The 24,479-nt window shown below is 48.5% G+C and carries 26 protein-coding genes; 12 read left to right on the plus strand and 14 right to left on the minus strand.

Annotated features, from left to right (window positions below; all coding sequences use genetic code 11):
- Window positions 1-39: 39 nt before the first annotated feature.
- Both ACZ5LF_RS08835 and tagD read right to left on the minus strand, forming a co-directional pair.
- Window positions 40-1,194, minus strand: coding sequence for a CDP-glycerol glycerophosphotransferase family protein (locus tag ACZ5LF_RS08835; protein WP_380569832.1), 1,155 nt, complete (start codon window positions 1,192-1,194; stop codon window positions 40-42).
- A complete protein-coding gene (tagD, locus tag ACZ5LF_RS08840; RefSeq protein ID WP_380569833.1) occupies window positions 1,191-1,583 on the minus strand; it encodes a glycerol-3-phosphate cytidylyltransferase in 393 nt (130 codons plus the stop codon). Before tagD ends, ACZ5LF_RS08835 begins: the two co-directional genes overlap by 4 nt.
- Window positions 1,584-1,713: 130 nt before the next feature.
- Here tagD and ACZ5LF_RS08845 point away from each other — a divergent pair, with 130 nt between their 5' ends.
- Genes ACZ5LF_RS08845 through ACZ5LF_RS08860 form a run of 4 tightly spaced genes read left to right on the plus strand, consistent with a single transcriptional unit; the run spans window position 1,714 to window position 5,940 of the window.
- The gene (locus ACZ5LF_RS08845; RefSeq protein ID WP_380569834.1) at window positions 1,714-2,898 is read left to right on the plus strand and encodes a CDP-glycerol glycerophosphotransferase family protein; all 1,185 of its coding nucleotides are present in this window, start codon (window positions 1,714-1,716) and stop codon (window positions 2,896-2,898) included.
- A 45-nt stretch (window positions 2,899-2,943) separates the two neighbouring features.
- Window positions 2,944-3,765, plus strand: a complete 822-nt coding sequence (locus tag ACZ5LF_RS08850) for an ABC transporter permease (RefSeq protein WP_380569835.1) — start codon at window positions 2,944-2,946, stop codon at window positions 3,763-3,765.
- Window positions 3,766-3,776: 11 nt separating this feature from the next.
- A complete protein-coding gene (tagH, locus tag ACZ5LF_RS08855; protein ID WP_380569836.1) occupies window positions 3,777-5,117 on the plus strand; it encodes a teichoic acids export ABC transporter ATP-binding subunit TagH in 1,341 nt (446 codons plus the stop codon).
- A 43-nt stretch (window positions 5,118-5,160) separates the two neighbouring features.
- A complete protein-coding gene (locus ACZ5LF_RS08860; protein ID WP_380570016.1) occupies window positions 5,161-5,940 on the plus strand; it encodes a WecB/TagA/CpsF family glycosyltransferase in 780 nt (259 codons plus the stop codon).
- Window positions 5,941-5,942: 2 nt separating this feature from the next.
- Here the strand turns inward: ACZ5LF_RS08860 and ACZ5LF_RS08865 are convergent, their stop codons facing one another.
- Together ACZ5LF_RS08865 and ACZ5LF_RS08870 are read right to left on the minus strand one after the other, a co-directional pair.
- Entirely contained in the window at window positions 5,943-6,329 is a 387-nt protein-coding gene (locus tag ACZ5LF_RS08865) for a hypothetical protein (protein WP_380569837.1), read from the minus strand.
- On the minus strand, window positions 6,310-7,086 hold the full coding sequence (locus tag ACZ5LF_RS08870; RefSeq protein ID WP_380569838.1) for a hypothetical protein: 777 nt from the start codon (window positions 7,084-7,086) through the stop codon (window positions 6,310-6,312). The genes ACZ5LF_RS08865 and ACZ5LF_RS08870 overlap by 20 nt, the downstream gene beginning before the upstream one ends.
- 185 nt (window positions 7,087-7,271) lie before the next feature.
- On the opposite strand from ACZ5LF_RS08870, the gene ACZ5LF_RS08875 reads away from it, so the two are divergent.
- Genes ACZ5LF_RS08875 through ACZ5LF_RS08885 form a run of 3 tightly spaced genes read left to right on the plus strand, consistent with a single transcriptional unit; the run spans window position 7,272 to window position 9,606 of the window.
- Window positions 7,272-8,693, plus strand: a complete 1,422-nt coding sequence (locus tag ACZ5LF_RS08875) for an LCP family protein (protein WP_380569839.1) — start codon at window positions 7,272-7,274, stop codon at window positions 8,691-8,693.
- Between the two features lie 11 nt (window positions 8,694-8,704).
- The gene (locus ACZ5LF_RS08880; protein ID WP_380569840.1) at window positions 8,705-9,172 is read left to right on the plus strand and encodes a DUF2538 family protein; all 468 of its coding nucleotides are present in this window, start codon (window positions 8,705-8,707) and stop codon (window positions 9,170-9,172) included.
- An 11-nt stretch (window positions 9,173-9,183) separates the two neighbouring features.
- Window positions 9,184-9,606 carry a GNAT family N-acetyltransferase gene (locus ACZ5LF_RS08885; protein WP_380569841.1) on the plus strand — a complete coding sequence of 141 codons (423 nt, stop codon included), beginning with the start codon at window positions 9,184-9,186 and terminating at the stop codon, window positions 9,604-9,606.
- A gap of 68 nt (window positions 9,607-9,674) precedes the next feature.
- Here ACZ5LF_RS08885 and ACZ5LF_RS08890 read toward each other — a convergent pair whose 3' ends face one another.
- The 3 genes from ACZ5LF_RS08890 to ACZ5LF_RS08900 form a co-directional block, all read right to left on the minus strand.
- Complete coding sequence (locus tag ACZ5LF_RS08890) at window positions 9,675-10,106, minus strand: MarR family winged helix-turn-helix transcriptional regulator (protein ID WP_380569842.1); 432 nt, start codon at window positions 10,104-10,106, stop codon at window positions 9,675-9,677.
- Between the two features lie 258 nt (window positions 10,107-10,364).
- Window positions 10,365-11,879 carry a hypothetical protein gene (locus ACZ5LF_RS08895; RefSeq protein WP_464759186.1) on the minus strand — a complete coding sequence of 505 codons (1,515 nt, stop codon included), beginning with the start codon at window positions 11,877-11,879 and terminating at the stop codon, window positions 10,365-10,367.
- Window positions 11,880-11,934: 55 nt separating this feature from the next.
- Window positions 11,935-12,411: a competence protein ComK gene (locus ACZ5LF_RS08900; RefSeq protein WP_380569844.1), complete on the minus strand. Its 477-nt coding sequence runs from the start codon at window positions 12,409-12,411 to the stop codon at window positions 11,935-11,937.
- Between the two features lie 209 nt (window positions 12,412-12,620).
- On the opposite strand from ACZ5LF_RS08900, the gene ACZ5LF_RS08905 reads away from it, so the two are divergent.
- From ACZ5LF_RS08905 to ACZ5LF_RS08920, 4 genes are all read left to right on the plus strand, one after another.
- Window positions 12,621-13,094, plus strand: coding sequence for a sigma-70 family RNA polymerase sigma factor (locus tag ACZ5LF_RS08905; RefSeq protein ID WP_380569845.1), 474 nt, complete (start codon window positions 12,621-12,623; stop codon window positions 13,092-13,094).
- An 83-nt stretch (window positions 13,095-13,177) separates the two neighbouring features.
- Window positions 13,178-13,384, plus strand: a complete 207-nt coding sequence (locus tag ACZ5LF_RS08910) for a spore coat protein (RefSeq protein ID WP_380569846.1) — start codon at window positions 13,178-13,180, stop codon at window positions 13,382-13,384.
- Between the two features lie 38 nt (window positions 13,385-13,422).
- Window positions 13,423-13,854: a spore coat protein gene (locus ACZ5LF_RS08915; RefSeq protein WP_380569847.1), complete on the plus strand. Its 432-nt coding sequence runs from the start codon at window positions 13,423-13,425 to the stop codon at window positions 13,852-13,854.
- A 101-nt stretch (window positions 13,855-13,955) separates the two neighbouring features.
- Window positions 13,956-14,132, plus strand: a complete 177-nt coding sequence (locus tag ACZ5LF_RS08920; protein WP_380570017.1) for a YkvS family protein — start codon at window positions 13,956-13,958, stop codon at window positions 14,130-14,132.
- Between the two features lie 490 nt (window positions 14,133-14,622).
- Here ACZ5LF_RS08920 and ACZ5LF_RS08925 read toward each other — a convergent pair whose 3' ends face one another.
- The 7 genes from ACZ5LF_RS08925 to ACZ5LF_RS08955 form a co-directional block, all read right to left on the minus strand.
- The gene (locus ACZ5LF_RS08925) at window positions 14,623-15,477 is read right to left on the minus strand and encodes a bifunctional UDP-sugar hydrolase/5'-nucleotidase (RefSeq protein WP_380569848.1); all 855 of its coding nucleotides are present in this window, start codon (window positions 15,475-15,477) and stop codon (window positions 14,623-14,625) included.
- A gap of 29 nt (window positions 15,478-15,506) precedes the next feature.
- Window positions 15,507-16,862: a TrkH family potassium uptake protein gene (locus ACZ5LF_RS08930; RefSeq protein ID WP_380569849.1), complete on the minus strand. Its 1,356-nt coding sequence runs from the start codon at window positions 16,860-16,862 to the stop codon at window positions 15,507-15,509.
- Between the two features lie 159 nt (window positions 16,863-17,021).
- Window positions 17,022-18,692: a S1C family serine protease gene (locus tag ACZ5LF_RS08935; protein WP_380569850.1), complete on the minus strand. Its 1,671-nt coding sequence runs from the start codon at window positions 18,690-18,692 to the stop codon at window positions 17,022-17,024.
- Between the two features lie 42 nt (window positions 18,693-18,734).
- The gene (locus ACZ5LF_RS08940) at window positions 18,735-19,532 is read right to left on the minus strand and encodes a TerC family protein (RefSeq protein WP_380569851.1); all 798 of its coding nucleotides are present in this window, start codon (window positions 19,530-19,532) and stop codon (window positions 18,735-18,737) included.
- A 239-nt stretch (window positions 19,533-19,771) separates the two neighbouring features.
- Window positions 19,772-21,328: a peptide chain release factor 3 gene (locus ACZ5LF_RS08945; protein ID WP_380569852.1), complete on the minus strand. Its 1,557-nt coding sequence runs from the start codon at window positions 21,326-21,328 to the stop codon at window positions 19,772-19,774.
- Window positions 21,329-21,338: 10 nt separating this feature from the next.
- Entirely contained in the window at window positions 21,339-21,578 is a 240-nt protein-coding gene (locus tag ACZ5LF_RS08950; protein WP_380569853.1) for a YueH family protein, read from the minus strand.
- Window positions 21,553-23,052 (minus strand): UDP-N-acetylmuramoyl-L-alanyl-D-glutamate--2,6-diaminopimelate ligase, encoded by a 1,500-nt coding sequence (locus ACZ5LF_RS08955; protein ID WP_380569854.1) that lies wholly within the window; start codon window positions 23,050-23,052, stop codon window positions 21,553-21,555. The genes ACZ5LF_RS08950 and ACZ5LF_RS08955 overlap by 26 nt, the downstream gene beginning before the upstream one ends.
- A gap of 62 nt (window positions 23,053-23,114) precedes the next feature.
- Here ACZ5LF_RS08955 and ACZ5LF_RS08960 point away from each other — a divergent pair, with 62 nt between their 5' ends.
- Window positions 23,115-24,419 (plus strand): MFS transporter, encoded by a 1,305-nt coding sequence (locus ACZ5LF_RS08960; protein WP_380569855.1) that lies wholly within the window; start codon window positions 23,115-23,117, stop codon window positions 24,417-24,419.
- The last annotated feature ends 60 nt before the right edge of the window (window positions 24,420-24,479 follow it).

Here is a 24,479-nt window from a genome sequence, read left to right on the forward strand (position 1 = left end):
ATTTATGTGCTACATAAAAAAAGCAGATTGGGCATATGCTCAATCTGCTTTATATATTGCTTTGACGAGTCGAGATGTTGCCTGGCCATCTGCATATTTGTTCCAGGTGGCGTCGAACACTGTAACTTCCGCCTCATCGAATCGATTTTGCTGGATGGTTTCTATTAGCGCGTCGGTCGTCTCGACGACCGGACCCGGCATCGTTTTCTTGTAGTCAAACCAGATGCCGCGCGTCCTTTCATACTGTTCGAGATCATAGGCGAAGAAGATCATCGGTCGTTTGAGCATCGAAAACTCAAACGGAATCGATGAATAGTCCGTGATGAGGATGTCGGTGATACTGAGCAGTGACGCAATATCATATTCACCTGAGGCATGGGTGACAAAGTTCGTGTCCTGCACATCTTTGAGCTCAACGGTACGGTGCAATTGAATCAGCAGATGATACTCCGAACCCAGTGCCGCTTCCATTCTTTTAACATCAAGTGGCAACTTGTCGAGTGTAAATCCATCATCCCGGAACGTCGGTGCATAGAGGAGTACCTTTTTACCATGGATCTGCGGCAATGCCTCTTTCATATTTCCCTGTGCCCGAGTCACGCATTGTTCAAAACGATAAAAGTCCGTCCTTGGCACGCCCGTCTTCAGCATGTTGGCATCACTGAGATTAAAAGCACGCTTGAAAATATCCGCCATTTCGTCTGAACTTACGACGACTTTATGGAACCGGCTGTAGACTTGCTTGAAGCGCCGGACGGCCGATCGTGGTCTGTCCCTTGCTGTCTTATCGTATAGTCCAAACATCTTGACTGCCCCATTGGCATGCCACAGTTGGATGCACAGTGCTTCTTGGCGGAAATCGCATGAGGCAAGAAGCAGATGATAGTTGTCGACGAAGACAATCTCGGCTGTAGCGAGATGGTACAGGCCACGCAGCCAGTTTCCGGGCTGGGCTGGTGAAAAGCGGATAATGTTCTGATCTGAAATATCATCGAACTGATGTCGGCAGCCGGGTTCCTTCAAAATGAGGATGCGTGAATCCGTCTGCGCCGATACTTCACTGGCCACTGCCTGGATATTGTCGCCAAATGATGCCAACATGACCGTCTTATGCTGAAGGGGCGCGATCCGGAATAGGTGGAAGATGATGCGGGCGACTGTCAGATAGAGGGTGAGCGCCGCCTCCCTGATCATTTCCGATTTGATAGGTCCTGTTTTATTTTCGTTGTGGATACACCTTCAGTCCTTGGCAGATAGATGACCTCGCAATAGTCTTTCAGGAAGTCAAATTCGCCTTCCCAGTCATGGCCCATGACGAAGATGTCAACGTCATGCGTTTTGACATCTTCAACCTTCTGGTCCCAGTTATGTTCTGGAATGACTTCATCGACATAACGCACCGCTTCAAGAATCTGTTTCCGCTGTTCAAATGGGTAATAGGCTTGCTTATGCTTGAGCATATTGAATTCATCGGTGGAGATGGCCACGATGAGATAGTCGCCGAGCGCCTTTGCGCGCCTCAAAATATTGATGTGCCCGGTATGGAGCAGATCGAATGTACCGTAAGTGATGACTTTCTTCATAGTGTGCCTCCCTACTATACCACTATGATGGTATAATGTTTTTGTATACTGGATATGATGGTAATATAAATAATTACATCATAAAAGATTATATCATATACATAATACTATTATTAACGGTGTGGTGACTATGAAAATATTAAAAGTAGCTCTGTTGAAAGTCTACAAAATGCTGTTCTGGCTGCTCGGCAAATCTTTCCATAAAGATTATAGGCTGATCATGTTCGAAAGTTTCCTTGGTAAACAGTACAGTGATAATCCGCGCGCGATTTATGAATACATGAGGGCACATTATCCGGATTACCGCTTGCTATGGAGTGTCGATCGCCGCTACAGAAAAATGTTCAAGGCGCTCGGCATCCCTTATGTGACACGCTTTACTCCAAGTTGGATGATCTATATGAACAAAGCAGCCTTATGGGTGACGAACAGTCGGCTGCCGTTATGGATTCCAAAGCCTGCCGACACGTTATACCTACAAACGTGGCATGGTACCCCACTGAAGAAACTCGGCACGGATATCGACAGCGTCCTTATGCCAGGGACTGATACGGAAAAATATAAGAAAAACTTTACAGCCGAATCAAGCAAATGGGATTATCTCATTTCACCAAATCCCTATTCGACTGAAATCTTCAAGCGCGCCTTCAAATTCTATGGTGTAATGCTTGAGACTGGCTACCCAAGAAATGATCATCTGTTCAATAACGATAATCCTACCTTCCAGGATTATATCCGTACTAAGCTCGGACTGCCCATGAATAAGAAAGTCATTCTCTATGCTCCCACGTGGCGTGACGATTCCTATCATGAACGCGGAAAATATAAATTCGATCTGCAGTTCGACATAGCGAAGATGCAGGCAGAATTGGGAGATGACTACATCATCCTGTTGCGGCTCCATTATCTGGTTGCTGAGAATCTGGACCTCTCCGGATATGAAGGCTTCCTGTATGACTGTTCCACTTACGAAGATGTAAGGGATTTGTATCTGGTGTCGGACATACTTGTCACAGATTACTCTTCCGTGTTCTTTGACTATGCCAATCTCAAGCGCCCCATGATCTTCTACACATATGATATCGAACACTACCGGGAGAATATCCGGGGCTTCTATTTCGATTTCGAAACAATGGCACCCGGCCCACTTGTTGAGACGACTGATGCGCTGATTGATGCTATACAGGGAACTGAAATTTCGGACTTCAACGAAGAATACGAGACCACCCTCTTCCGGCAACGTTTCTGTGCTCTTGAAGATGGAAATGCTGCAAAACGTGTCAGCGATAGGATTATTTGTTATTTAGAATCTTAAGTTGTATAATTCAACAACGATGAAGGAAATGGTTGTGAAAAAAAGATGAAATCAATATTAATAGTATTGAGGGAACAGCTGAATCATTTTTATCTTGTAAGACGGCTGTCTGTATATGATGTCAAAAGTAAAAATCAGAATAACTATTTAGGTACTGTGTGGGAAATTCTGACTCCTTTGATCAGTGTATTAATATACTGGTTTGTTTTTTCCACATTGAGAGAGAGAGAGCCGATAGAAATGGGGGGGGAAGAAGTCCCATTCTTCTTCTGGTTATTTGTAGGATTCATAGTATGGACTTTCTTCTTTCAAGCTACGATACAAGCTTCTAAATCCATCTATACTCGTTTAAAATTGTTATCAAAAATGAATTTCCCGCTTAGTTTAATACCTAGCATCGCGATATTCTCAAAGTTCTATACACATATCATCATGTTAGGCATTGTATTTGTTGTTTTTCAAATAGCAGGGTATTATATCAACATTTATTATTTGCAACTGCCTTATTTCATACTCGGTACATATATGCTCGTATTTTCATTTTCATTAATCACTTCTACGCTATCGACATTGGTCCGAGATGTACACATGCTGCTTAGCTCTCTACTACGCATGGGTTTATATTTATCAGGCGTTTTATGGCCTCTATCACTTCTTTCGGAGTTCCCACTTTTGATGCAGTTGATGAGATTGAACCCTCTCGTTTACCTTATTGAAGGATATCGCTCAGTATTCTTCGGCACTGAGTGGTATATGATTACGCATTGGGAGTTGACGCTGTATTTTTGGAGTCTCATTTTCGTTATCTTAGCGATTGGATCAATGTTACATGTAAACTTCAGACGTAATTTCATAGATTATCTATAAGAGGGATATACATGACAAAAACCATCATAACAAAAAATCTAGAGAAACATTATAAGCTATACGAGAATCAAAAAGAACGCATATTGGATCTAGTTTCACCCCGCTCTCACGGAGAAGTCTTCCATGCCTTGCGTGGCATTGACTTCGAAGCGGAAGATGGAGATGTCGTAGGATTCATCGGAATCAATGGTTCTGGCAAGTCTACCTTGTCAAATATTATTGCAGGTATAGTGCCCGAATCCAGGGGTGAGGTTATAGTAAACGGGCAGACTTCATTGATAGCAGTCGCTGCTGGCCTAAACAATGATTTGACCGGACGCGATAATATCGAGTTGAAGTGTCTGATGCTCGGTTTTTCACGCGATGAAATTCGTGAAATGGAACCTGACATCATTGCTTTTGCTGAACTCGAAAGTTTTATAGACCAACCAGTCAAATCATATTCAAGCGGAATGAAATCGCGACTTGGCTTTGCCATCAGTGTCAATGTCGACCCGGATATTCTGATCATAGATGAAGCATTGTCGGTCGGTGATCGTGCTTTTTCAGAGAAAAGCTTAAGAAAAATGAACGAATTTAAAGAACAGGGCAAAACAATGATTTTCGTCAGTCATTCCATCAACCAAGTCAAGAATTTTTGCAATAAGATATTATGGCTTGAATTTGGGCGCGTCAAAGCCTTTGGTGAGGTAAATGATGTCATTCCTCTATATGAAGCATTCCTCAATAAATGGCAGAAAATGTCAAAAAAAGAACGTGATGCATATCGTGCCCTTATGACTGAACAGGGCGGTAATGATACTGTTTACAGTCAGCAGGGTAACCTACTAGTCATGAATTCTGATAAAGAATTAAATGCTTCCAATGATTACAAGGTGCATTTAACAAGTAGGCTTGCGCACTTACGAGAACACAGTACTTATATATATCAATCCCCTAATACCGATGAAAATCGTAAAAACGCAGACGAGTATAAAGATAGAGTGTTCTATATAAAACGAAAAACTATATACCAATTTGAACACTATTATCTACTCAGTACTAAGCCAAGTGGCATTGAGGGGGTTATTGGATGGATGAAAGCAACAGAGCTCGCTTCTCACACCCATACTTTCGTCGATAATGACAATAAGACACTATTCTTACTTGGCAATGGCCTCGCTCGAACAGAACCATGGGGTGGAAAAAAGCAAACTATATCATCTTCTCTGGAAAATCTTAAAAATTCGAAATTTCATATTAATGAAACCATTCTAGTAGGTAAAAATATCTGGTATAAAGGTATTATAGATGATCAAAACTCTACGGTATGGCTTCATGAAGCTTCCTTATCGGATAAAATCGAAAACTGATTTTTTATAAGTTATTATTATTAGAAATAGAGGTTTATGATTGATGAATAAACATTACGGAACAGTACTAATAATGGGTCTCAATTTCATCAACACCACAATGCACTCCTTTTTAAACGAAACAATCTATCCGCTTCTTGAGAGTAAAGAGAAATGTTTCATCGTTACGGCGAATCCCGAACTTGTCATGGGGACACGGGAATCTTCAGAGTTCAAACATCATGTGGATTCAGCAGACTATGTTTTACCAGATGGCATCGGCATTATCAATGCTGCCAAAATTAAGGGGATGCCTCTAAGGGAACGTATCAGCGGTGTGGACCTTACTCAGGCTATGCTGGAGTACGCTGCTAAAAATGATTATAGCGTGTTCTTCCTCGGCGCTAAAAAAGATTCCAATCAAAAAGCTGTAAAAAATGCCAAGAAAACATTTCCAGGGCTCATTGTTGCAGGTCATGAACATGGCTATGCAGATATCACAAGCGAATCTTTTATAGACTCAATGGTTGCCACTAGACCGGATATCATCCTTGTGGCACTCGGTATGCAGCGTCAGGAGAAATGGATTTTTGATAATATTAATCGCTTCGATAAGGGAATCTTCATAGGGGTCGGTGGAACTCTGGATGTGATGTCTGGTAATGTAAAGCGGGCACCTAAGATTTGGATTACACTTCAACTAGAATGGCTGTATCGCCTTATTCAAGAACCAAAACGCTTTTTTAGAATCCTAAAAGTAATGGAGTTTATGCTTTTGCACGTGCCAATTGTTGGCCCGATAATACAAAAACTAAAGTTTAATGAAAATAGAAAAAAGCGCTGATATTATTTAATATCAGCGCTTTCGTCATGCAATTTAGCTCCTGACTCTTCATACACAGTAATGATTCTACTAAACAACAGAAACAACAGGATGATTGGTGAGAAGTAAGTAAACATGAAGAGATAATTATATTCGAACATGCCAACCATTGTGAATACCGCAAGATAGATTGCAGTATTAAACATACCTTTTATAAAAGCTAAAAGAAATGTAATGCACAATATCAATGCAAGCAGGATAGCCGCTCCTAAACCATAACGGCCAACAGTATCTAAAAATATATTGTGCGCATGGAGAAGCTCGGTAAATTCAATATAAGCATGCCCTTCTCCAAAGAATTGACGGTTATCCCATATTACTTTCCATACTTCATAGCGTCCTGATGTCAAAGCATTCCACTGTATGCCATTTTGACTGAGTGCGCCCCCCTATAAAAAATTGATAGAGAGGCTGGGCAAATCCAACCAGTATCAGAAGTATGCCGCCGCCCGCAATGATCGCAAAATGCTTCTTTTGTTTGATAGGTGTGTTATAGAAATTAATCCAGGCCAATTGAATCACTGCTATAAGTAGATACACGCCTATAGCTGTACGGCTCATCGTAATGATATTGAGTAGCAAGAACGTGGGCAACATGTAATAGATCATCGCCCGATTTGTTTTAGGTATAATCAAAAATCCTACAGTGAAAATAAGTACTAGAGTTGCTCCCGATTCATTTAGCGTAATATCAGCTAATAACAATGAAGGCAGACTGATCCATGCAGCTATTATGAGTATAGTGATCATACGTTCCGGTATCCTATACAACAAAATGATGGTAATTAGTATAAAGATGATGGCCTCCACCCAAACAAAATGATCTTGGATTAACATGCTGTAAAAAATTACCGATAGATAAACACACCAAAGCGATAAAAATAACAATCTGATGTTGCTTATATGAATATAGGAATTTTTATGGAGATAAATCCATATAGCTATAAAGGTTAAAATCATAAATGGGTTTTGGGAGTCGATCATCGCGTGCCCATCACCATTATCAATCATGATGTAATTGGCTAGCATAAATAGCAAACTGAAGACGCTCGCGAACATAACATTCTCGTAAGTTAAAATGGGAGCCTGCCTTTTCTTAGTTACCACGTCATTGATGCCTCCTGATTAATGAATAGCTATTCTACCATTTTTTCAAAAAAGTTATAGGATATTTGAATGAATAAAGTGGAATGTTACATTCTATTTCCATTTCACCCCACTTTCATATTATACTTATTGGATAGTAACATGAATCAAAGAATAAAATTAAAAAGAAATGAGTCAAATCTATTATGAAAAGCAAAATTTTTTACGGTATTCTTATCGCGCTTGTTATAGCGCTCGTAGTAATAGTCGTCTACATCTACAATCTTTTCAATTCATTCGAAAAGGGGGTTTCAGAATCATTTGAGGCCACCGAACGTGATCGGTCAGAATTGAGACTCGACGATATCAATCCGGAAATGGATAGCTTCACAATCTTAATCCTCGGCATTGACGAAAGTGAGTCACGCAATAAGCGAGAAGATATAGGAAACGGGGATTATCGTACAGATACGATGATCCTGGCCACTTTCGATAAAGATCAAGAGGAAGTAAAACTAGTCAGCATACCGCGCGATACACTCACCTACCTCCCGGAAGAGAATTATTTCGACAAGATTACACACGCCCACCGTCAAGGGGGTCCAGATGGCTCTATGCGTGCCGTTGAGTCATTGCTCAATGTGCCTGTCGATTTCTATGTCCGGGCCAATATGGATGCTGTCGTGGACATGGTAGATGCACTCGGTGGAGTGGAATTCGATGTGCCATTTGAAATCAGTGAACAGAATTCAAAAGATAAGGGAAAAATCGAACTGAAAGCGGGTAAACAAACTTTAAACGGGGAAGAAGCATTAGCAGTAGTCAGGAACCGTAAGGTCGACAGTGACTTAGGTCGTGGCCAACGTCAATTGGAGCTGGTCCAGGCCATCCTATCGAAAGCCAAGTCGACGGGTGCCCTCTCGAAACTCGACGAACTGATAGAAGTCGTCGCGGATAATACAAAGCACAATATGGAGTCGAAGACGATCCGCAGCCTTGCTGCCTACTATTCCTTCAACGACATCAACTTCAACACGACCCAGATCAAAGGCAGCGACTTCTGGTTCCAGCAGAACGGCGCCTACTTCTACTGGGCGAACGAAGAGCATCTGTACCGCATTTCAGAAACGCTTAGGGAAGTACTCGGCCTTGAAGCGCCTGATCCATATGACCTGATCAACATCCGGCTGTCAGACATGATCGTGCCCTACCAGTTTATAGAAGGCACGGAGCTTGAAGACTACCAGCCGGCAGAACCACCCTACTTCATGCGGGAAGGTTATGAGAGTAGGCTCGGCAACGGCTTTAATATTAAAGAGGATCAGGACGAAAAATCAGTCGAAGAGCCCGACAGGGATATGAATCCGGAATTCACCGATGAGGAGCCGACTACAGAACAGCCGCCCGTAGAAAACGGCACACCGCCTCAATATGAAGAAAGTACACAGGAACCGTACTACGAAGAGGAGACGCAGGAGCAGTACCAGCAAGATACAGTCCCATACTATGAAGAAGAAACACAAGAGCCTTATCAAGCACCATACTATGAAGAAGAAACACAAGAGCCTTATCAAGCACCATACTATGAGGAGAACACACAGGAAACCCCTTCATATGATGGGGTCTAGGAGGGATGATGATGCGCAGGACTTACGATAAGGAGACGAACATCAATGAGATGTTCGACTATCTGGAAGATCAGATCAAGCGCAGCGGCGAAGCACAACCGGAGGATAGGTATTTTTATCAGAACCATGACCATAAAGAGATGTACCTGTCGATAAAGGGCTATTTTGCGGAGTCCGAATCCAATGCTGAAGTGGATGCGGCGTGCTATCTCATTGCGTTGCCTGAAATATACAAGCAGATCAACATATTCGAACTCACCTTCCCGATGGATTGGATTCGCGGGGAAGACGGCAGGTTGTCCGAGCCCTTCAAAAATCTGCGGCCCCATATCCAGTACTTGGCATTGGCCGCCGCCGAGGCGAGCGGGTTCAAGTTCAATACTCCACCTGCACTCTCCCTTGGACTGGAATACTGGAATCTCGAGCAGATGCGGGTATTTTGGCAGTTCACTGCCATCAGAAGAAAAAATGCGATGTAAGGAGAATGTTGATGGAAATAAAAGTGGCGGACAGCCAAAAGATGTACGATCAATGTCTCGAAATCCGTAAACGCGTCTTCGTCGAAGAACAGAATGTGCCGATGACCCGGGAAATAGACGCATATGAAGACACTTCGACACATATCCTGCTGACAACAGATACACCCGTCGGCACCGTCAGATACCGCCCGGTAGGCGACGGAATGATCAAAATCGAGCGTATGGCAGTACTGCCAAAAGCGCGTGGATTGAAATACGGCCGGGAGCTGATGGCTTTTGTGCATAAGCACGCCCGTGAAGCCGGGTATGTCAGAGCGAAACTCGGCGCGCAGGTCCATGCCGCCAATTTCTACAGGAAGCTCGGCTATGAAGTGGCTTCAGAGGAATTCGAGGATGCGGGCATCCCGCATATATATATGGAACGCACACTGTAGACTGACCCCCAAGGGATATCCCTTGGGGGTTTCGCATTGAAAAACCCGTTCCACCTCTGTGGAACGGGTCATTGAGCTTGCATTTTACGTAAGGCGTCCATCAATGTGCGTTTTTCATCATCATCCAACTCTTCCACAACATGTTCACTGAGTTCGCAGATTGAAGGTTCCAACCCTGCCAACGCTTCCTTCCCTGCATCGGTCATTTCCAGATGGGAAGCGCGCATATCGTTCTCGTTGCGTCGTTTGGCTATATAACCCTGGTCAACCAAAGTCTGGACGGCTCTTGAGACTGAAGTCTGCTCCTTCTTCAATCGACCTATGATTGTTTTTTGTGTAAGTCCCGGCTCTTCTGAAACCATTTCAACGATATAGAGCTGTTCTCTGGATAAAGTGCCCAGTTCGGTTCTGAACTCGGCCAAATGATCAATTTTCGCATTCAGCATAAAGATATATCTGCACACATTCCGTATGTTTACATCATTTGTTGTTTCGCTCATATTATCTGCCCGCCATTCCTAACATTTACTCAGACACTTACCATTATACACAAAACTATATTGTGCACAATATAATCAGGTGAAAAATTCACTGTCTTTCTCAGTGATTGTGCCTGAGAAACGTGTACTTTGTGTTTCAACCCTATTGGCACTACAGAAAAAACGGCAAATGGTGATGATTCAGTTATAAAATGGTGTACACGCGGTTTATCCCAAATACTTTTTCTGACATTTTTCATTACCCGAATATATGCATATTCATTCATTTATTTTTTCATGATCCACCATATTTTCAAGTATCGTCGTCCGCAGTGCGACCAATTCCGGATATTCATACAGCGTCCGTATCTTAACATCTTTCAGCTGCTGTCCTTCCGGCATCGGTTCGGTGACGAATTTGACGAAGGTCACCGCGAAATCCTCTTTCGGATTCGTCGCCTGATACGGCTCATGGAAATGGGTGATATGACTGTTGTAGAACGCTTCCCGTTCAGGATCTGATTTATACTTGTTTTCAACCCATTCCTCACCATACTGGGACCAGAATCGTTCGGTATAGGCGTTCATGAAAGTATCTTCTTTCAACGATGCCACGTCAGTACTGTCATCCTTGAAGTCTTCGGGCGGCAATGACCAGACGTGGGCGAATTCATGGAGCAGCGTCCGGTATTCGTCCGGCTTCGTCTGATTGTCACGTATATCCATCGCCAGCGTGGTGCCGGAAGGCTTGACGTCTACATAGGCAAGCGTATTGCCTTCACCATCCGAAAACAGCCGGAAGGCATCGACGTCGGCGATCTCACGGGCAGGAAAGAAATGCGTGAAGCGTGTCCATATCTCCCTGAACGCTGCTTCATCCCCAAACGGGAGCGGCTTGTGCACTTCCGGCGCCCCGAGCGTCACATCTTCAACCGGATACGTCAGGTAACCGATCTGGCTCCGGTTTTCGATGAATAGATGTTTCGTATCTTCTATATCGATGTAGTCATCGAGCGCATCGAGATATTGATCGCCAAGCGTCGTGCATGCCGCCACTGTACTGCAGTCTGGATGATCGACAGGCTGTTTTGGCGCTATCTCCGCCTGATGGCCGCCATCTTCGCCGGGCAGTCCAAGCAGATATAATATGCCAAGCAGCACCGCGCCGGTCAGCATACCGAACAGCAGAAGCTGGCCGATGGTACGGAGGATGGCAGTGGACGGATGCGGCACCTGCTCTCTGCGGCTTCTGGTCACAGGGTGATCATATATCCATCCGCGATTGATGAGGACGGCTTTTATTTCCTCCAAGTGGTGCGCGTAGTCCGGGATGCCGGAATCATCGAGATGAATGATTTCAATGCCCCCTCCAGTACGGACCGGGTACTCCCCGCATGTAAAGACGAGGACCGGAATATTACGGTTGTTCGCTTCTGCCGTCAGCCACCTGAAGTCACGCTCTGAAATGTCGGTGGACAGGATGACACAGTCATGGTTCATCTGCTTTTGCATCCGCTCCCGGCGCACTGTTTCAAAGACATTGCTTGATGGCGTGACGCCATCACCGGTGATGGTACCGTATGGTGCCGAAACCCGTGCAGCCAGCCTCGGATCCACTCCGTTTTGGCGGAGGTGTTTCAACAGTGGAGGCGTCTTTGTGGAATCACTGCTGAGGTTGGTGTGCAGCCGGACATGGTGGGCCGAATGGCTGCCGAGGCAGATGCTGATGACATGACCGCCTGTAAAGGTCGAGTCCTCTTTCGTGTAGATGCCACCCGCTGCGAGAATCTCCATAGCCTCCCCCTTTCCGCCGATCGCCTGCATCCTCCAGCAGGAGCCGCGCCCCTTCTTATCGTGTGATGTAGAGCGCACTCTGCTCCCGTATTTTAGTGGAGCGGTCGAGTACTTTCAATGCTTTGGCATATTGTTTTTCGCACAATCTGTAATCGGCTTCTATCCATTTCATCATACCATGGTTGAAGCGTATTTCCGTACCTCCCACCCCGGGTCTGAATTCAAGCAGCTGATGCAAGTTCACCCAGCAGGGATTGCGGCGCCGTGAGACCGTTACGGGGAACAATGTAAAACCGATGCGTTCATCGATGACGATCGGACCGAGCCGGTGGATGTCATGCGCGGCCTTCAGATGGGCCCGTCTGGCTTTTAAGTTTGTACCATGGCAATAGACGAGCAGTTCATCGATCAGGTCCTCGCTCGGTTTGACCGAGGGCAGTACACGGTCATGGTAGACCGCTTCGCAGAGAAACTCGGGGTGGTCTACTGGTTCAATGCAGCAGATCCCCGGGTTGAGTAGTGATGGTATCATGTGTCACCTCTTCAATGTGTTGATCTTTAAATTATACATTAAAAGCTAATTATTTAACATATAATTAACAATATTTTATATTATGTTAATATAACGATAAGTTAAGTCGACTTATTAGGTGTTGTCCCCCGGGCAGATTGCTCAGTTTCATCATATGATTGGCTTATCCGGAAATAACTGATGCATCGATGCGTTATGGGACACTCCATATGAATGAACAAATAGAACGGTATGAACCGATGATCCACAGCATCATGAATAAACTGAACATCCAATACGATAAAGATGATTATATGCAGGTCGGCCGGCTGGCCGTCTACTCTGCCCTGACTGCCTTCGATGCCGTCAAAGGCAAAGGGGCGACCGAATCCCAATTCGTCTATACGCGCATCCAGCAGCGGATGATCGATGAAATCCGTAAAGTTTCGCGCTATACTTCACATGTAAGTGCTGACGGCGATGCCGGGATGGATACCGGGACCGATGATGACATGCCGACACTCTACTATGAGAGCGCCCGCCGGGTCCTTGATGACCGGGAGATGTTGTGGCTGACCTATACATTGAAAGGCTTTACGGTGCGTGAAATCGCCTCTGTTGCTGGTTTCAGTGCATCGAGCGTCAAGAACTGGCGGGCTTCGGCACGGGTGAAGTTAAGGGAGATTTACGGCATTGAAGATTGAATTTTATGATTTCTGATAAGATTCTCGTATAATGACAAGAAGCATGTTATCCTTATGCCATAAATACCAACAGGAGGCTGACCATGGCTAAAAGCGACAAGAACGAAGTGTCACTCGGCGTGCATGAAACGCTGGAACTGCATGAAATCGTGACGCTCAGAAAAGCATCTCTGATGAAAGCGCACGTATTGGAATCCCTGGCGGATGATCCCAAGCTCAGATCCCTGCTCAGAAAGGAAAAGCAGATATCCGAGAAAGCCATAGAAGAAATAGAAGCACTGTTACCATAGAAGGCACATGTCCTTTATCTTTTAGGGAGGCTGCAGTAATGGAATTTGATGATATTTTGGAACACACCGGCAACAAGAAGGATGAACTGATCGTCCATGAAATGCTCGTCTCGTCCAAATCGGCCGTTCGGGCCTACTCGGTCGCGTTGACGGAGACGATTTCCCCGGAAGTGCGCGATGTGCTGAGGCGGCAGCTTACACAGGCAATCAATCAGCATTCACGTATTGCGGACTATATGGTCGAAATCGGCGCCTATCACCCGTATGACCTCAAGAAACAGGTCAAGCAGGATAAGAAGAAGGTGAAGAAGACGCGTAAGATCATAGCCAAGAGCAGACAGCCGGAGAACAAGCTGAAAAAGCGGCGGCCTGACGACTCGGAAGAAGCGTCAAACGCCACCGTTTCTAAACAGGAACCTGAAGCGGTCGTGGCGTCGGACGATAAGGCGCAGGGTACATCGGATGCCTGACAGGTGATGGATAGCCGAACGCTTTCAATATTGCCGAACATCTAGTATAATGTCTTACATCATTGGTAGTGGAGGTTTGACGCATGGATGAAGAAACAGAAGTGGTAGCAGCACAAGTAGGGAATATAATAGAATTCCAAGGCATGAAAGGAAGAGTTGAGAAAGTCAACGACAACTCTGTCATTGTTGATATTACAATCGATAAAAATTTCGACGAGCATGAAATGTTCGAAAAGACTGTAGTCAACCATAAAAGATACAAGATCGTCGAAGAATAATCCCCGACCCGTTATACTGCGAGACGCAGTGTAGCGGGTTTTTTGTGATCTGGGGTGGGATGTGTGTGGTGCGGCCAATTCGCCTTCGTTGCGCGGACGAACGAGAGTTAGACGGTTAATTCGCCTTCGTTGCGCGGACGAACGAGAGTTAGACACCCAATTCGCCTTCGTTGTGCGGACGAACGAGAGTTAGACACCCAATTCGCCTTCGTTGCCCCAGACCAACGAGAGTTAGACGCCCAATTCGCCTTCGTTGTGCGGACCAACGAGAGTTAGACACCCAATTCGCCTTCGTTGTGCGGACCAACGAGAGTTAGAGAGCCAATTCGCCTTCGTTGTGCGGACCAACGAGAGTTAGAGAGCCAATTCGCCTTCGTTGTGCGGACCAACGAGAGTTAGACATCCAACACTCCTCTCCCCCCTATAAAACAAAGAGCAGCATCCCACACAACCTGCGGGGCGCTGCTCTTTTATCGTCTGTACCGTCTTTCTACAGGTGATAGTGGACCAGATCAAGGAGACGGTGGTCTTCTTGGAGCTGGGACACTTCGCGGTCGATGCGTGAGACGGAATGGCTCAAATATTCATATGTGCTGGTGCGGGTCTTGAAATTGAGTTCGACATGCATCACCTTGCCGGTGTGATGGTGATGATATCTCGGGATATGCCGGTCGTCTTCTGCAGAATAAGACGCGTGGTGGTTCTCCTCATATGATGCCGCGTCACAGCTGCCGGTGATGAGGAGGCCGACGCCTTCCATATCATGGATGACGCGGCTGATCGTATCGTCGGCATCGGCGAGGCAGACGATGACGTAGTCGGGATTTTCGGTATCATAGATGTATCTGAGCCAACGTTTGATGGAGCTGCTGAGGTTCGATATATGGAGATCCCGCTCACCGCTTGCCTCTGATGGATCATAGGTGCCGGCATAGCCGCCGAGGATGGCGAGCTTCATGCCGTTGGTCCTGTAGATTTCGTACGGCTCCCCGAAAAACGGTTCCTTTGTCGCCGGATGGGTGATGTTGCAGCTCATCCAAGGGAACTTCGAAAAGCTCAAGGAACGCCTGAGCCGTGAAATGTTGGCCATATCCTTATGGTTCAACACGCCGAAGCCGTAATCCATATAGTTCATCGCCGTGATGGCAGGGTTGCGCGGGGTGATGTAGTCCAGATCGATGCCGATGGTGCCCCCGAGGTCGGCGAGGATGACATGGTGGTTCTGCTCAAAGAGCAGCCCCCGCCTATATTTGGCCACCTTCGACAGCGTCACGCCCGGCGCACTGCCGAGGTTGCGTCCAAGATGCTGGGTCAGTATGAGGCTGACACTGAAAAATTCCTGCATGTCTGGATACTCCTCTCATTTGAAGTTTATCAGCCGATCAAGATGCGTTCTTTCGGATAATGGAAAGACAATTCCTTCTGCTTGCCGCCCATCGAGAACAGGAAGGAGATGAAACCGATCCGTCCGATGAACATGAAGATCATGACAACCACTTTACTCCAGTTGGTCAGATCCCCTGTAATGCCGGTCGATAAGCCCGTCGTACCGAATGCACTGGTGACCTCGAATATGATATCGATCAGGTCGAAGCGGCCGCCCTCAAACAGGACCACTGAAATGATGCCACTGAATACCAGGAAGACTGCCAGTATGATGACGGCGAATGCACGGCGCAGATCCTCACCGTCGACTTCACGGTTGAAGATGCGGATATCTTTGCGTCCCCGGCTGAACGAGATGAGGAACAGGATAAGCAGTGCGAATGTGGTCGTTCTGATGCCACCCCCGGCGGAACTTGGAGAGGCGCCGATAAACATCAGGGCACTCATGACGAGCTGTGTTGCATCACTGAACAGGCTCGGGTCGACGGTCGTCAACCCGGCGCTCCGGGTAGTCAATGAGGCGAACATGCTGTTCATCAACGTTTTGAACCATGAATCCTCCGAGAAGTAATTCGCTGATTCCATGACGAAGATAAAGAACGTCCCCACCAGGAACAAGACCAGGTAAGTGAGTGTCGTAATCTTGGCGAACAGCGTAAACCGGAAACTCCGTTTGCGCGACCGGAGGAAGCGGCGGACTTCTATCAATACTGGGTAACCGATAGCACCGAGCATGATCTGGATCATCACCGGCACCTGCAGTATGTAACCTTCCTCATAGCTGATCAATGAGTTGCCGAACAGGTCCATACCGCCGTTCGTTGTGGCCGAAACCGACAGGAACAGGCCGTTCATCAGGGAATAGTAGAAATCATTGGACTCTGCCATAAAATAGATGAAATACATCACCGCGCCGATCGTTTCGATGATCAGCAACGTCTTCAGTATCTCGATGACCAGCTTGACCGCTCCCGAGAATTTATACTGGTGGTTGTCGACGGCAATCTGCATGCGCTCCTTCAGGCCGATATGACGGCCGAACAGCACCCACAGCATGGTACCCATGGCCATAATGCCGACCCCACCAAGGTTCAGGATGACCATGATGACCACGTAGCCGCTCGTATTGAACGTTTCGGCGATCGTAATCGGGGTCAGGCCCGTCACCGACAAGGCGGAGGCTGCGACGAAAATCGTGTCGATCAGCGCCGTATCCTTCTCCCCACGGTAGAGGAAAGGCAGGCTCAGGACAGAACTTGCCACAAAAAGCGCAATCAGATAGTACAGAAAAATCCCGCGTTGGGGGGTGAGCGAGTCGAGGAAACGCTCCAACGATTTGAACATTGCAATCCCTTCTTTCAAAACCGTGCGGTTCTCATAAATACATCTTATTATCACGCACCCGATCAAGCTGTGTCAAGGTGACTTTCATACTGTTTGACAGTACCCTATCCACTACATTCCTACTCATATAAAAAAGCACCGGTCACCCGGTGCGCCACACTATTCCAGGGTGACGGTCGTTTCCTGCAGATTACCGTTGCGGTAATAGCCGACCGTCATCTCCTCTCCCTGTTCCTTTTCGTAATACAGATACTTCCTGAGTTCTATCATGTTCGCAATTTCATTGCCGTCGAACGATACGATGACATCGAACTGCTTGAGGCCGCCCGCGTCTGCCGGACTGCCATCCTCAACGTTGCTGATGATCACACCCGACTCCACATCATCAGGCAGGTTCATCTCATTGACCAGCACTTCAGCCGGTACCGTATAGAGGTCCTGCAGCAGGACGCCGAGGAACGGCCGGGAGATTTCTCCCTGCTCTTCAAGCTGGGTGGCAATCTCCTGCACTTCGTTGACAGGGATTGCAAATCCGATCCCTTCCACTGTCGGCATGCTGATCTTCATCGAGTTGATGCCGATCAAGTCACCTGACTGGTCGACCAGCGCGCCGCCCGAGTTACCTGGATTGATGGCCGCATCGGTCTGCAAAACGTTCGCCTCCCAGTCGTAGTTGCCGTCGTTGTCTATATCGACGGGCACACTGCGGTCGAGACCTGAGATGATCCCCTGTGACACCGAGCCTGAAAATGCCTGGCCAAGGGGCGAACCGATTGCGATTGCCGTTTCACCCACCTGGAGATCCGAACTGTCGCCGAACTCGATGGCATTTTCGATTTCACCGCGGTCCATACGCAATACAGCAAGGTCCGTCCATAGGTCGGTACCAACAATTTCAGCCGATTTCTGGGTGCCGTTCTCAAGTGTCACTTCGAGCTCCTGGGCCCCGTCAACCACATGGTTGTTCGTGACGACGTATGCATCTTCTTCCGTCAGCTTGTAGATGACACCAGAGCCGGTCCCCGCTTCTTCCGGTTCACTGTCAGTCTGCTGCTCAAGTCCAGGGAGGATGTCGCCGATCTTCTGGAGGTTGACGATCGAGACCACAGACTTGCGCGCCTTCTGGATGGCGGCCGTCGTATCCGAAACTTCTGCGTCACCGCTATTGTCGCCTTCCTGTTGATCGCCTCCCTCTTCTTGCTCACTCTGGTCATTCCCTGAGACGCCTCCAGCAGATTCATCCTGGTTCGTGTCGTCAGTGAATGCACTGAATAGGGCAAGTGCAATCAGGGCACCGATCAATCCGGCGATAAGCGGCAGGAGGATGGTGCTCAAACAACCACCCTTTCCACCTTTACGGCCGCCTCCGCGGCCTCCACGGCGCTCCCCCGGGGCAGTGGTCCCAGTCGGGCCCGGCTCAGGCGCCATATGCATGGTGTCTCCCACGTTCTCCGGACCGTTCTTGGCATCGGCACTTATGCCGTCTGCCGCATGATCGCGTGTATCAGGCCCCGTGTCTGCCTCTTTAGCGCCGTCGTCTTTGCCCTTGCTCCGCCGTGCACTTCCGGACCTGACATAGCCACCTGAAGGCGCCATATGCATGGTGTCCCCCATATTCTCCCGGCGAGCCTGCATATCTTCTGTGTTGCCGTCATTACCATAATCGTGCGGATTAGGTCCTTTGTACTCGACTGTGCTTTTATGGTCATCTATCTGACCCTCTACTTGTCCTGTCTGCTTCTCTTCATCACGTCCATCGCCGGCGTTGAATGTTCTTCGCTTACGGCGGTACCGGTCTTTCGGAATGATATGCTTCCTAGACTTGTCCAAAGGCGACCCCTCCTCATCAGTATTGCTTCAATTATAGAACGTTTATCTGTTTGTTTCCACTGATTCACCATCTTGATTGGCCCTATCGCTGCTGAGGAACCAGCCTGCAGCGATGACAACCGCCATGACGCTCCAGAAGATCAATTTCCAGGTGACTGAATGCGGAAAGGCTTCCGGTATGACGCCTAGTGCGTCGTGGGCGAGCGTCAGAACCGATAGTTTGACGCCGACCCAACCGACGATGACGAAGGCGGCGATTTCAAGGCCTGGCTTCTTGTTGAGCAGTTCGACGAACCAGTTGGCGAAGAACCGCATGATGATGACACCGATCAGGCCACCGACAAGCATTACGGTATACTGTCCGGCGTTGACGCCAAAGAAGTCGCCGCCGACTTCCGGGAGCGCCAGGGCAATTGCCGCTGCCGCCAAAATGGAGTCTATGGCGAAGGCGACGTCAGCGATTTCCACCTTGAAGACCGTCAGCCAGAAACCCGCTTTCTTCTTCGGCTTTTTGCCTTCGGCCGCCGCTTCATGTGCTGCTTCGTCCTCTCCCCCGCGCCAGATGGCATAGAGGTGTGAGATGGACACATAGAACAGGTAGATGGCACCGAGCGCCTGCATCCACCACCACTGGACGAGCCAGACGAGCAGCAGTATGGCGACCATCCTAAAGATGAAGGCCCCAAACAATCCATAGAACAATGCCTTCTTCCGTTCCTTGAACCCGAGGTGCTTGACCATGACGGCGAGCACCACCGCGTTATCTGCTGCGAGCAGCCCCTCGAGCACAATGAGGACGATCAACACCCATGAATACTCTAAAATTACTGCAAAATCCATTGACTTCTCTCCTTTTCCGAGTGAACGAAAAAAGACCTTGGTCGCATATCTCCGTAGAGATGCGGCCAAGGTCTCACGATACAATACAAAGTATTGCTCGATGCACCGGGAATTTCTCCGTCATGACGATGCATCGATGGGTCGCCCCATTCGTTACTCCCCTTTTCCGATTGGAAAGGTATGTTCTTTTAGTTACTTATTGAATATAGCCGATTCCGTTCCTGATGTAAAGCGAAAACCTACATCAGCGAATAGAGCCTGATGTCCGGGAATTTATCGCTGAACCAGCGCATGGCGAATTCGTTTTCGAACAGGAACACCTGGTTATCATAGCGGTCGAGCACAAGATTCGAACGGGATGAGTGCATGGCATCGGTGATGTCTTCTTCATTTTCAACCCATCTGGCAATCTTCTTGCCGATCGGTTCCATAATGACGTCTGTATTGTACTCGTTCTTCATGCGGTGCTCAAACACTTCAAACTGAAGCTGTCCGACCGCGCCGAGTATCGGCTGGTTCGTATGCATCGTCTTGTAGTACTGGATGGCGCCTTCCTGCACAAGCTGCTCGATTCCTTTGTAGAAATGCTTCTGCTTCATGACGTTCTTTGCCGACACCTTCATGAAGAGCTCAGGCGTAAACTGCGGCAGGTCTTCGAAATCGACCTTCTGGCCGGCGTACAGCGTATCTCCGATCTGGAAGGTTCCTGTATCATAGAGGCCTATGATATCGCCGGGATAGGCTTCATTGACCGTTTCAGTGTCATCTGCCATGAACATCGTGGCGCGTGCGACTTTGACTTTGCGGCCGGTGCGTGCCAGCCTGGCTTCCATGCCGCGCGTGAATTTCCCTGAGACGACCCGCATGAATGCAAGGCGGTCGCGGTGGCGGGGGTCCATATTGGCTTGGATTTTGAAGATGAAACCGCTGAAGTCTTCACTCTTCGGCGATACAAGCGACTCTTCTTTGGTCTTACGTGGCGTCGGCATTGGTGCATAGTCGACGTACGTATCGAGGAATTCCTCGATGCCGAATGTAGACAGCGCGGAACCGAAGAAGACCGGCGTCAGATCACCACGGGCGATTTTTTCATCATCAAAGTCATCGCCCGCTTCTTCAACGAGCATAAACTCCTCGATCGCCGTCTGGAACGCTTCATCTTCTTCGATGGCGTGTCCGCCGACCGGTGCGTAGTCTTCATCAAGCTGAATCGTATCATCTTCCCGGTAAGGGTTGATCGAGTGGTCTTTACGGTTGATGATGCCGAAGAAGGATGGCCCCATGCCGACCGGCCACGTCATCGGATATGTTTCGATATCAAGCGTCGATTCGATCTCTTCAAGCAGTTCGAACGGTTCCTTGCCGACACGGTCGAGTTTGTTGATGAACGTAAAGATCGGAATGCCGCGCATCTTACAGACTTTGAACAGTTTCAGGGTCTGGGGTTCGATGCCTTTCGCCGCATCGATGACCATGACGGCCGAGTCGACCGCCATCAGCGTACGATACGTATCCTCCGAGAAATCTTCGTGTCCCGGGGTATCCAGGATGTTGATCTTATAGCCGTCGAAGTCGAACTGCATGACGGAGCTGGTGACACTGATGCCCCGCTCCTGCTCGACCTTCATCCAGTCGGACGTGGCGAACTTGCCGCTCTTCTTGCCTTTGACGGTACCCGCACTGCGGATGGCGCCACCGAACAGAAGCAGCTTCTCGGTGAGCGTCGTCTTACCGGCATCCGGGTGGGAGATGATGGCGAATGTCTTCCGTTTTTCTATTTCTTGAGTAAAATCCATAATGGTCTCCTTACTTTCGCAAAATTGCGTGTACAATGTCCCGGGCGACTGCTTCAGCCTGATTTTCGTCCATCATGCTGAACAGATGCAGGACAAGTGTTTCGATCTGCTCTTCACTGGTCAACGACTGCGGGTATTCGATGCTGAAGTGGATATCCGGGAGGCTGATGATGAATGTTCCGCGCGACTCGGACTCATGGATGAAGACAGGCATGTTTTGCCCCTCAATCGATGATGTCGTCTGAAACATACTCATCCCTCCTGTACTTGCGGTAGGCGCAGTCCAGTGCAATCAGGTCATCGCGGTGGGGCACCTTTACATAGTCTTCCATGATCTGGTATGGCTCGCGGCCTTTGCAGGCGAGCACCACCGTATCCCCGGGCTCCGCCAGGGCGATTGCATATTCGATGCCTTCAGCCCGGTCCAGGAAGGTTCGGTAATTGTCGTGCGCCGCCCCTTCGGCGAGCGCTTCGACCAGCATGGCAGGGTCATCGTTGGCGGGGTTGTCGGGTGTGAATATCGCCACGTCGGCCCGCGTCGATATGTGGCCCATTTCCTTCGCTTTCGACAGATCACGTTCGCCGGTCATGCCGACCAGGAAAATCAATCTGCCGGTGACGAACGGCTCGATTGTGTCGATGATTTTACTGAGGGCGTCCGGTGTGTGGGCGAAATCGATGATGATGTCGATCGGCAGCGTGCGGTCGAGCACCTCGAGCCGTCCTTCCACGGGTGCCATGTCGCTGACTGCGCGGATGATGCGCGGCAGCTTATAGCCCTGCAGCCATTCGCTGATGATGGCGCACATCAGGTTCTGAATATTGAAGTGGCCGATGAAGGGTGATTCGACATGATACTGCCCTTCTGGGGTATTCAATGTGAATGTAAAGGCTTCAAGTGTGCCTTGGATATCCGATGGGTAGAAGTCGGCTGCGTCGGTCATGCCGTAGGTGATGACCTCATGCGGCGTCATCGCGCGATAGCGCGCCGACCAGGGATCGTCCTCATTGAGGATCGCATATTTCGGATCTTTGACATTCTGGCCCATCTGGGAGAACAGCAATCCTTTCGTGTAGCCGTATTCATCCATTGTATTATGGAAGTCGAGATGATCCTGGGTCAGGTTGGTGAAGATTGCGATGTCGTAGTCGATGCCGAACGTCCGGCCGAGACCGAGGGCATGCGACGATACTTCCATCGTGAAGACTTCGGAATCCCGTTCGCTCGCTTCCTTGATCCTTTTATGGAGCCGGGTCGTTTCAGGCGTCGTATTGGTGCTGGCATAGCGGTCGTCATTCACCACGAAACCGTTGGTTCCGAGGTAGGCGCTGTTCTTGCCGAGCGCACGGCTTAGATTGTGGATCATCGTAGCGACGGTGGTTTTGCCGTTCGTGCCCGTCACCCCGATCATCGTCTGGGTTTCATGGGGGAAGCTGTAGATGTATTCCGAGAATAGGGAAGCCACCTTGACGGGGTCTCTGACGACGAGGAGCCCGACATTTTCTGGCAAATCGGCATAACGGTCTGTTACGATGAAGCGGCACCCTGATTCCATAGCCTGCGGAATGAAATCGAAGCCATCGACCTGATGGCCCCGCACCGCTACGAATATGGCATTTCCATCCACTTCACGGGAATCCATGGAGATGTGCGCTACCGTTTCTGGAAATTCCCCGTATGTCTTTTTAATTTTCAGTAGGGAAATCAATGTCTTCGAATTCATTTTTCCTGCCACCTTTCAACTTTTATATTATACAATAGAAGAATGTTCTTTAATAGTGGGAATTGACAGAAGGGCAAACCGTTCCGTATCATCTGAACAATGATGACAACCATAAAATGCAGCGTCTTCATGCCCGTACAGGAGCTGACGGCGTTATAAAAGGTGACATAATGACAACCAATACAAAAAAGAAACGATTCTGGAAACTCGCTTTCATACTGTGCCTGACGGAAGTCGTCCGGGGCATGTTCATACTCAGCTACCTACCGGCCCTGCCGACGATCGGCATCATTTCACTGAGCCTATCGTCCATCGTCATCACGATGCATTATGTATTCGATGCCGTGACCAACATCTGGCTTGGTTTCATCATGCGTAAGATCGGTGCCTGGTGGACGATGTTCCTGAGTTACCTCGTCGGCGTCGGTGCCATGGCGCTCGTCATGTTCGATCAGAGCTTCTACTCGCTTTTGATCGCAGCATGCCTGCTCGGCATCAGCGTCTGTCCGATCTGGATCATCGCATTATCCAATGTGCAGGATGAAAACCGCGGGCGGGAAATGGGCCTCATCTTCTTTTCCTGGCTCTCCGGCCTCGGTGCCGGCATGGTCATCATGAACTTCCTGATCGGCATATTCGATGCTGCGGCGGTCGTTGCGATGGTGATCGTCTTCGCCCTGAACTTCATCATCTTCCTGATCCTGCCAGGCGACTACAAAGTAGAGACGCATGGGGAGGCCACCGCGAGCCGCCGCAAGCGCCGGCTGCCGCTTGGCGAGACGTGGGAGATCCTGCGCCATCATATGCGCAACATGCCCGGCATCATGCTTCAGGGGCTCGGCGTCGGCATGCTGCTGCCGGTCCTGCCGACGTACATCACCTCGCTGCTTGAATTGAACTATTTTGAATACACGTTCTTTATCCTGATCGTGTTCGGCCTCGTCGGATTTTCAATGACCGTGTTGAGCCGGGCACTCGATGCCCATACAGAGCGGTTCACCCGCACCGTCATCGTCGGCGGCTTCTTCATATACGCAGCTGGCGTCATCTGGTTCAGCACACTCGAAACGGTGTGGCTGATCTTCATCATCGCAAGCTTCATCGGGCTTTCCTACGGCATCATGCTGCCTGCATGGAACAAGTATCTCGCCGGCAGCATCGGTGCAAGCAGTAAGGAAGAGTCCTGGGGTGTCATCAGTTCCATCCAGGGAATCGGTGCAATGATCGGTCCGGTCCTTGGCGGCCTGACGGCAGATATATTCGGGACGGTGACCGCCACACTTACGGCCAGCGGATTGATCTTCATCATCCTCTTCCTATACTACGGCGTCCTTTTCTTCACAAATTGGCGCACAGCCCGACAATAGTGTCAAAATGACCCTTGCCAACTTCCAAGACGCATGATAATATGAATGGTGTTTGGCGGA

The sequence above is a fragment of the Salinicoccus siamensis genome, from assembly GCF_055391965.1.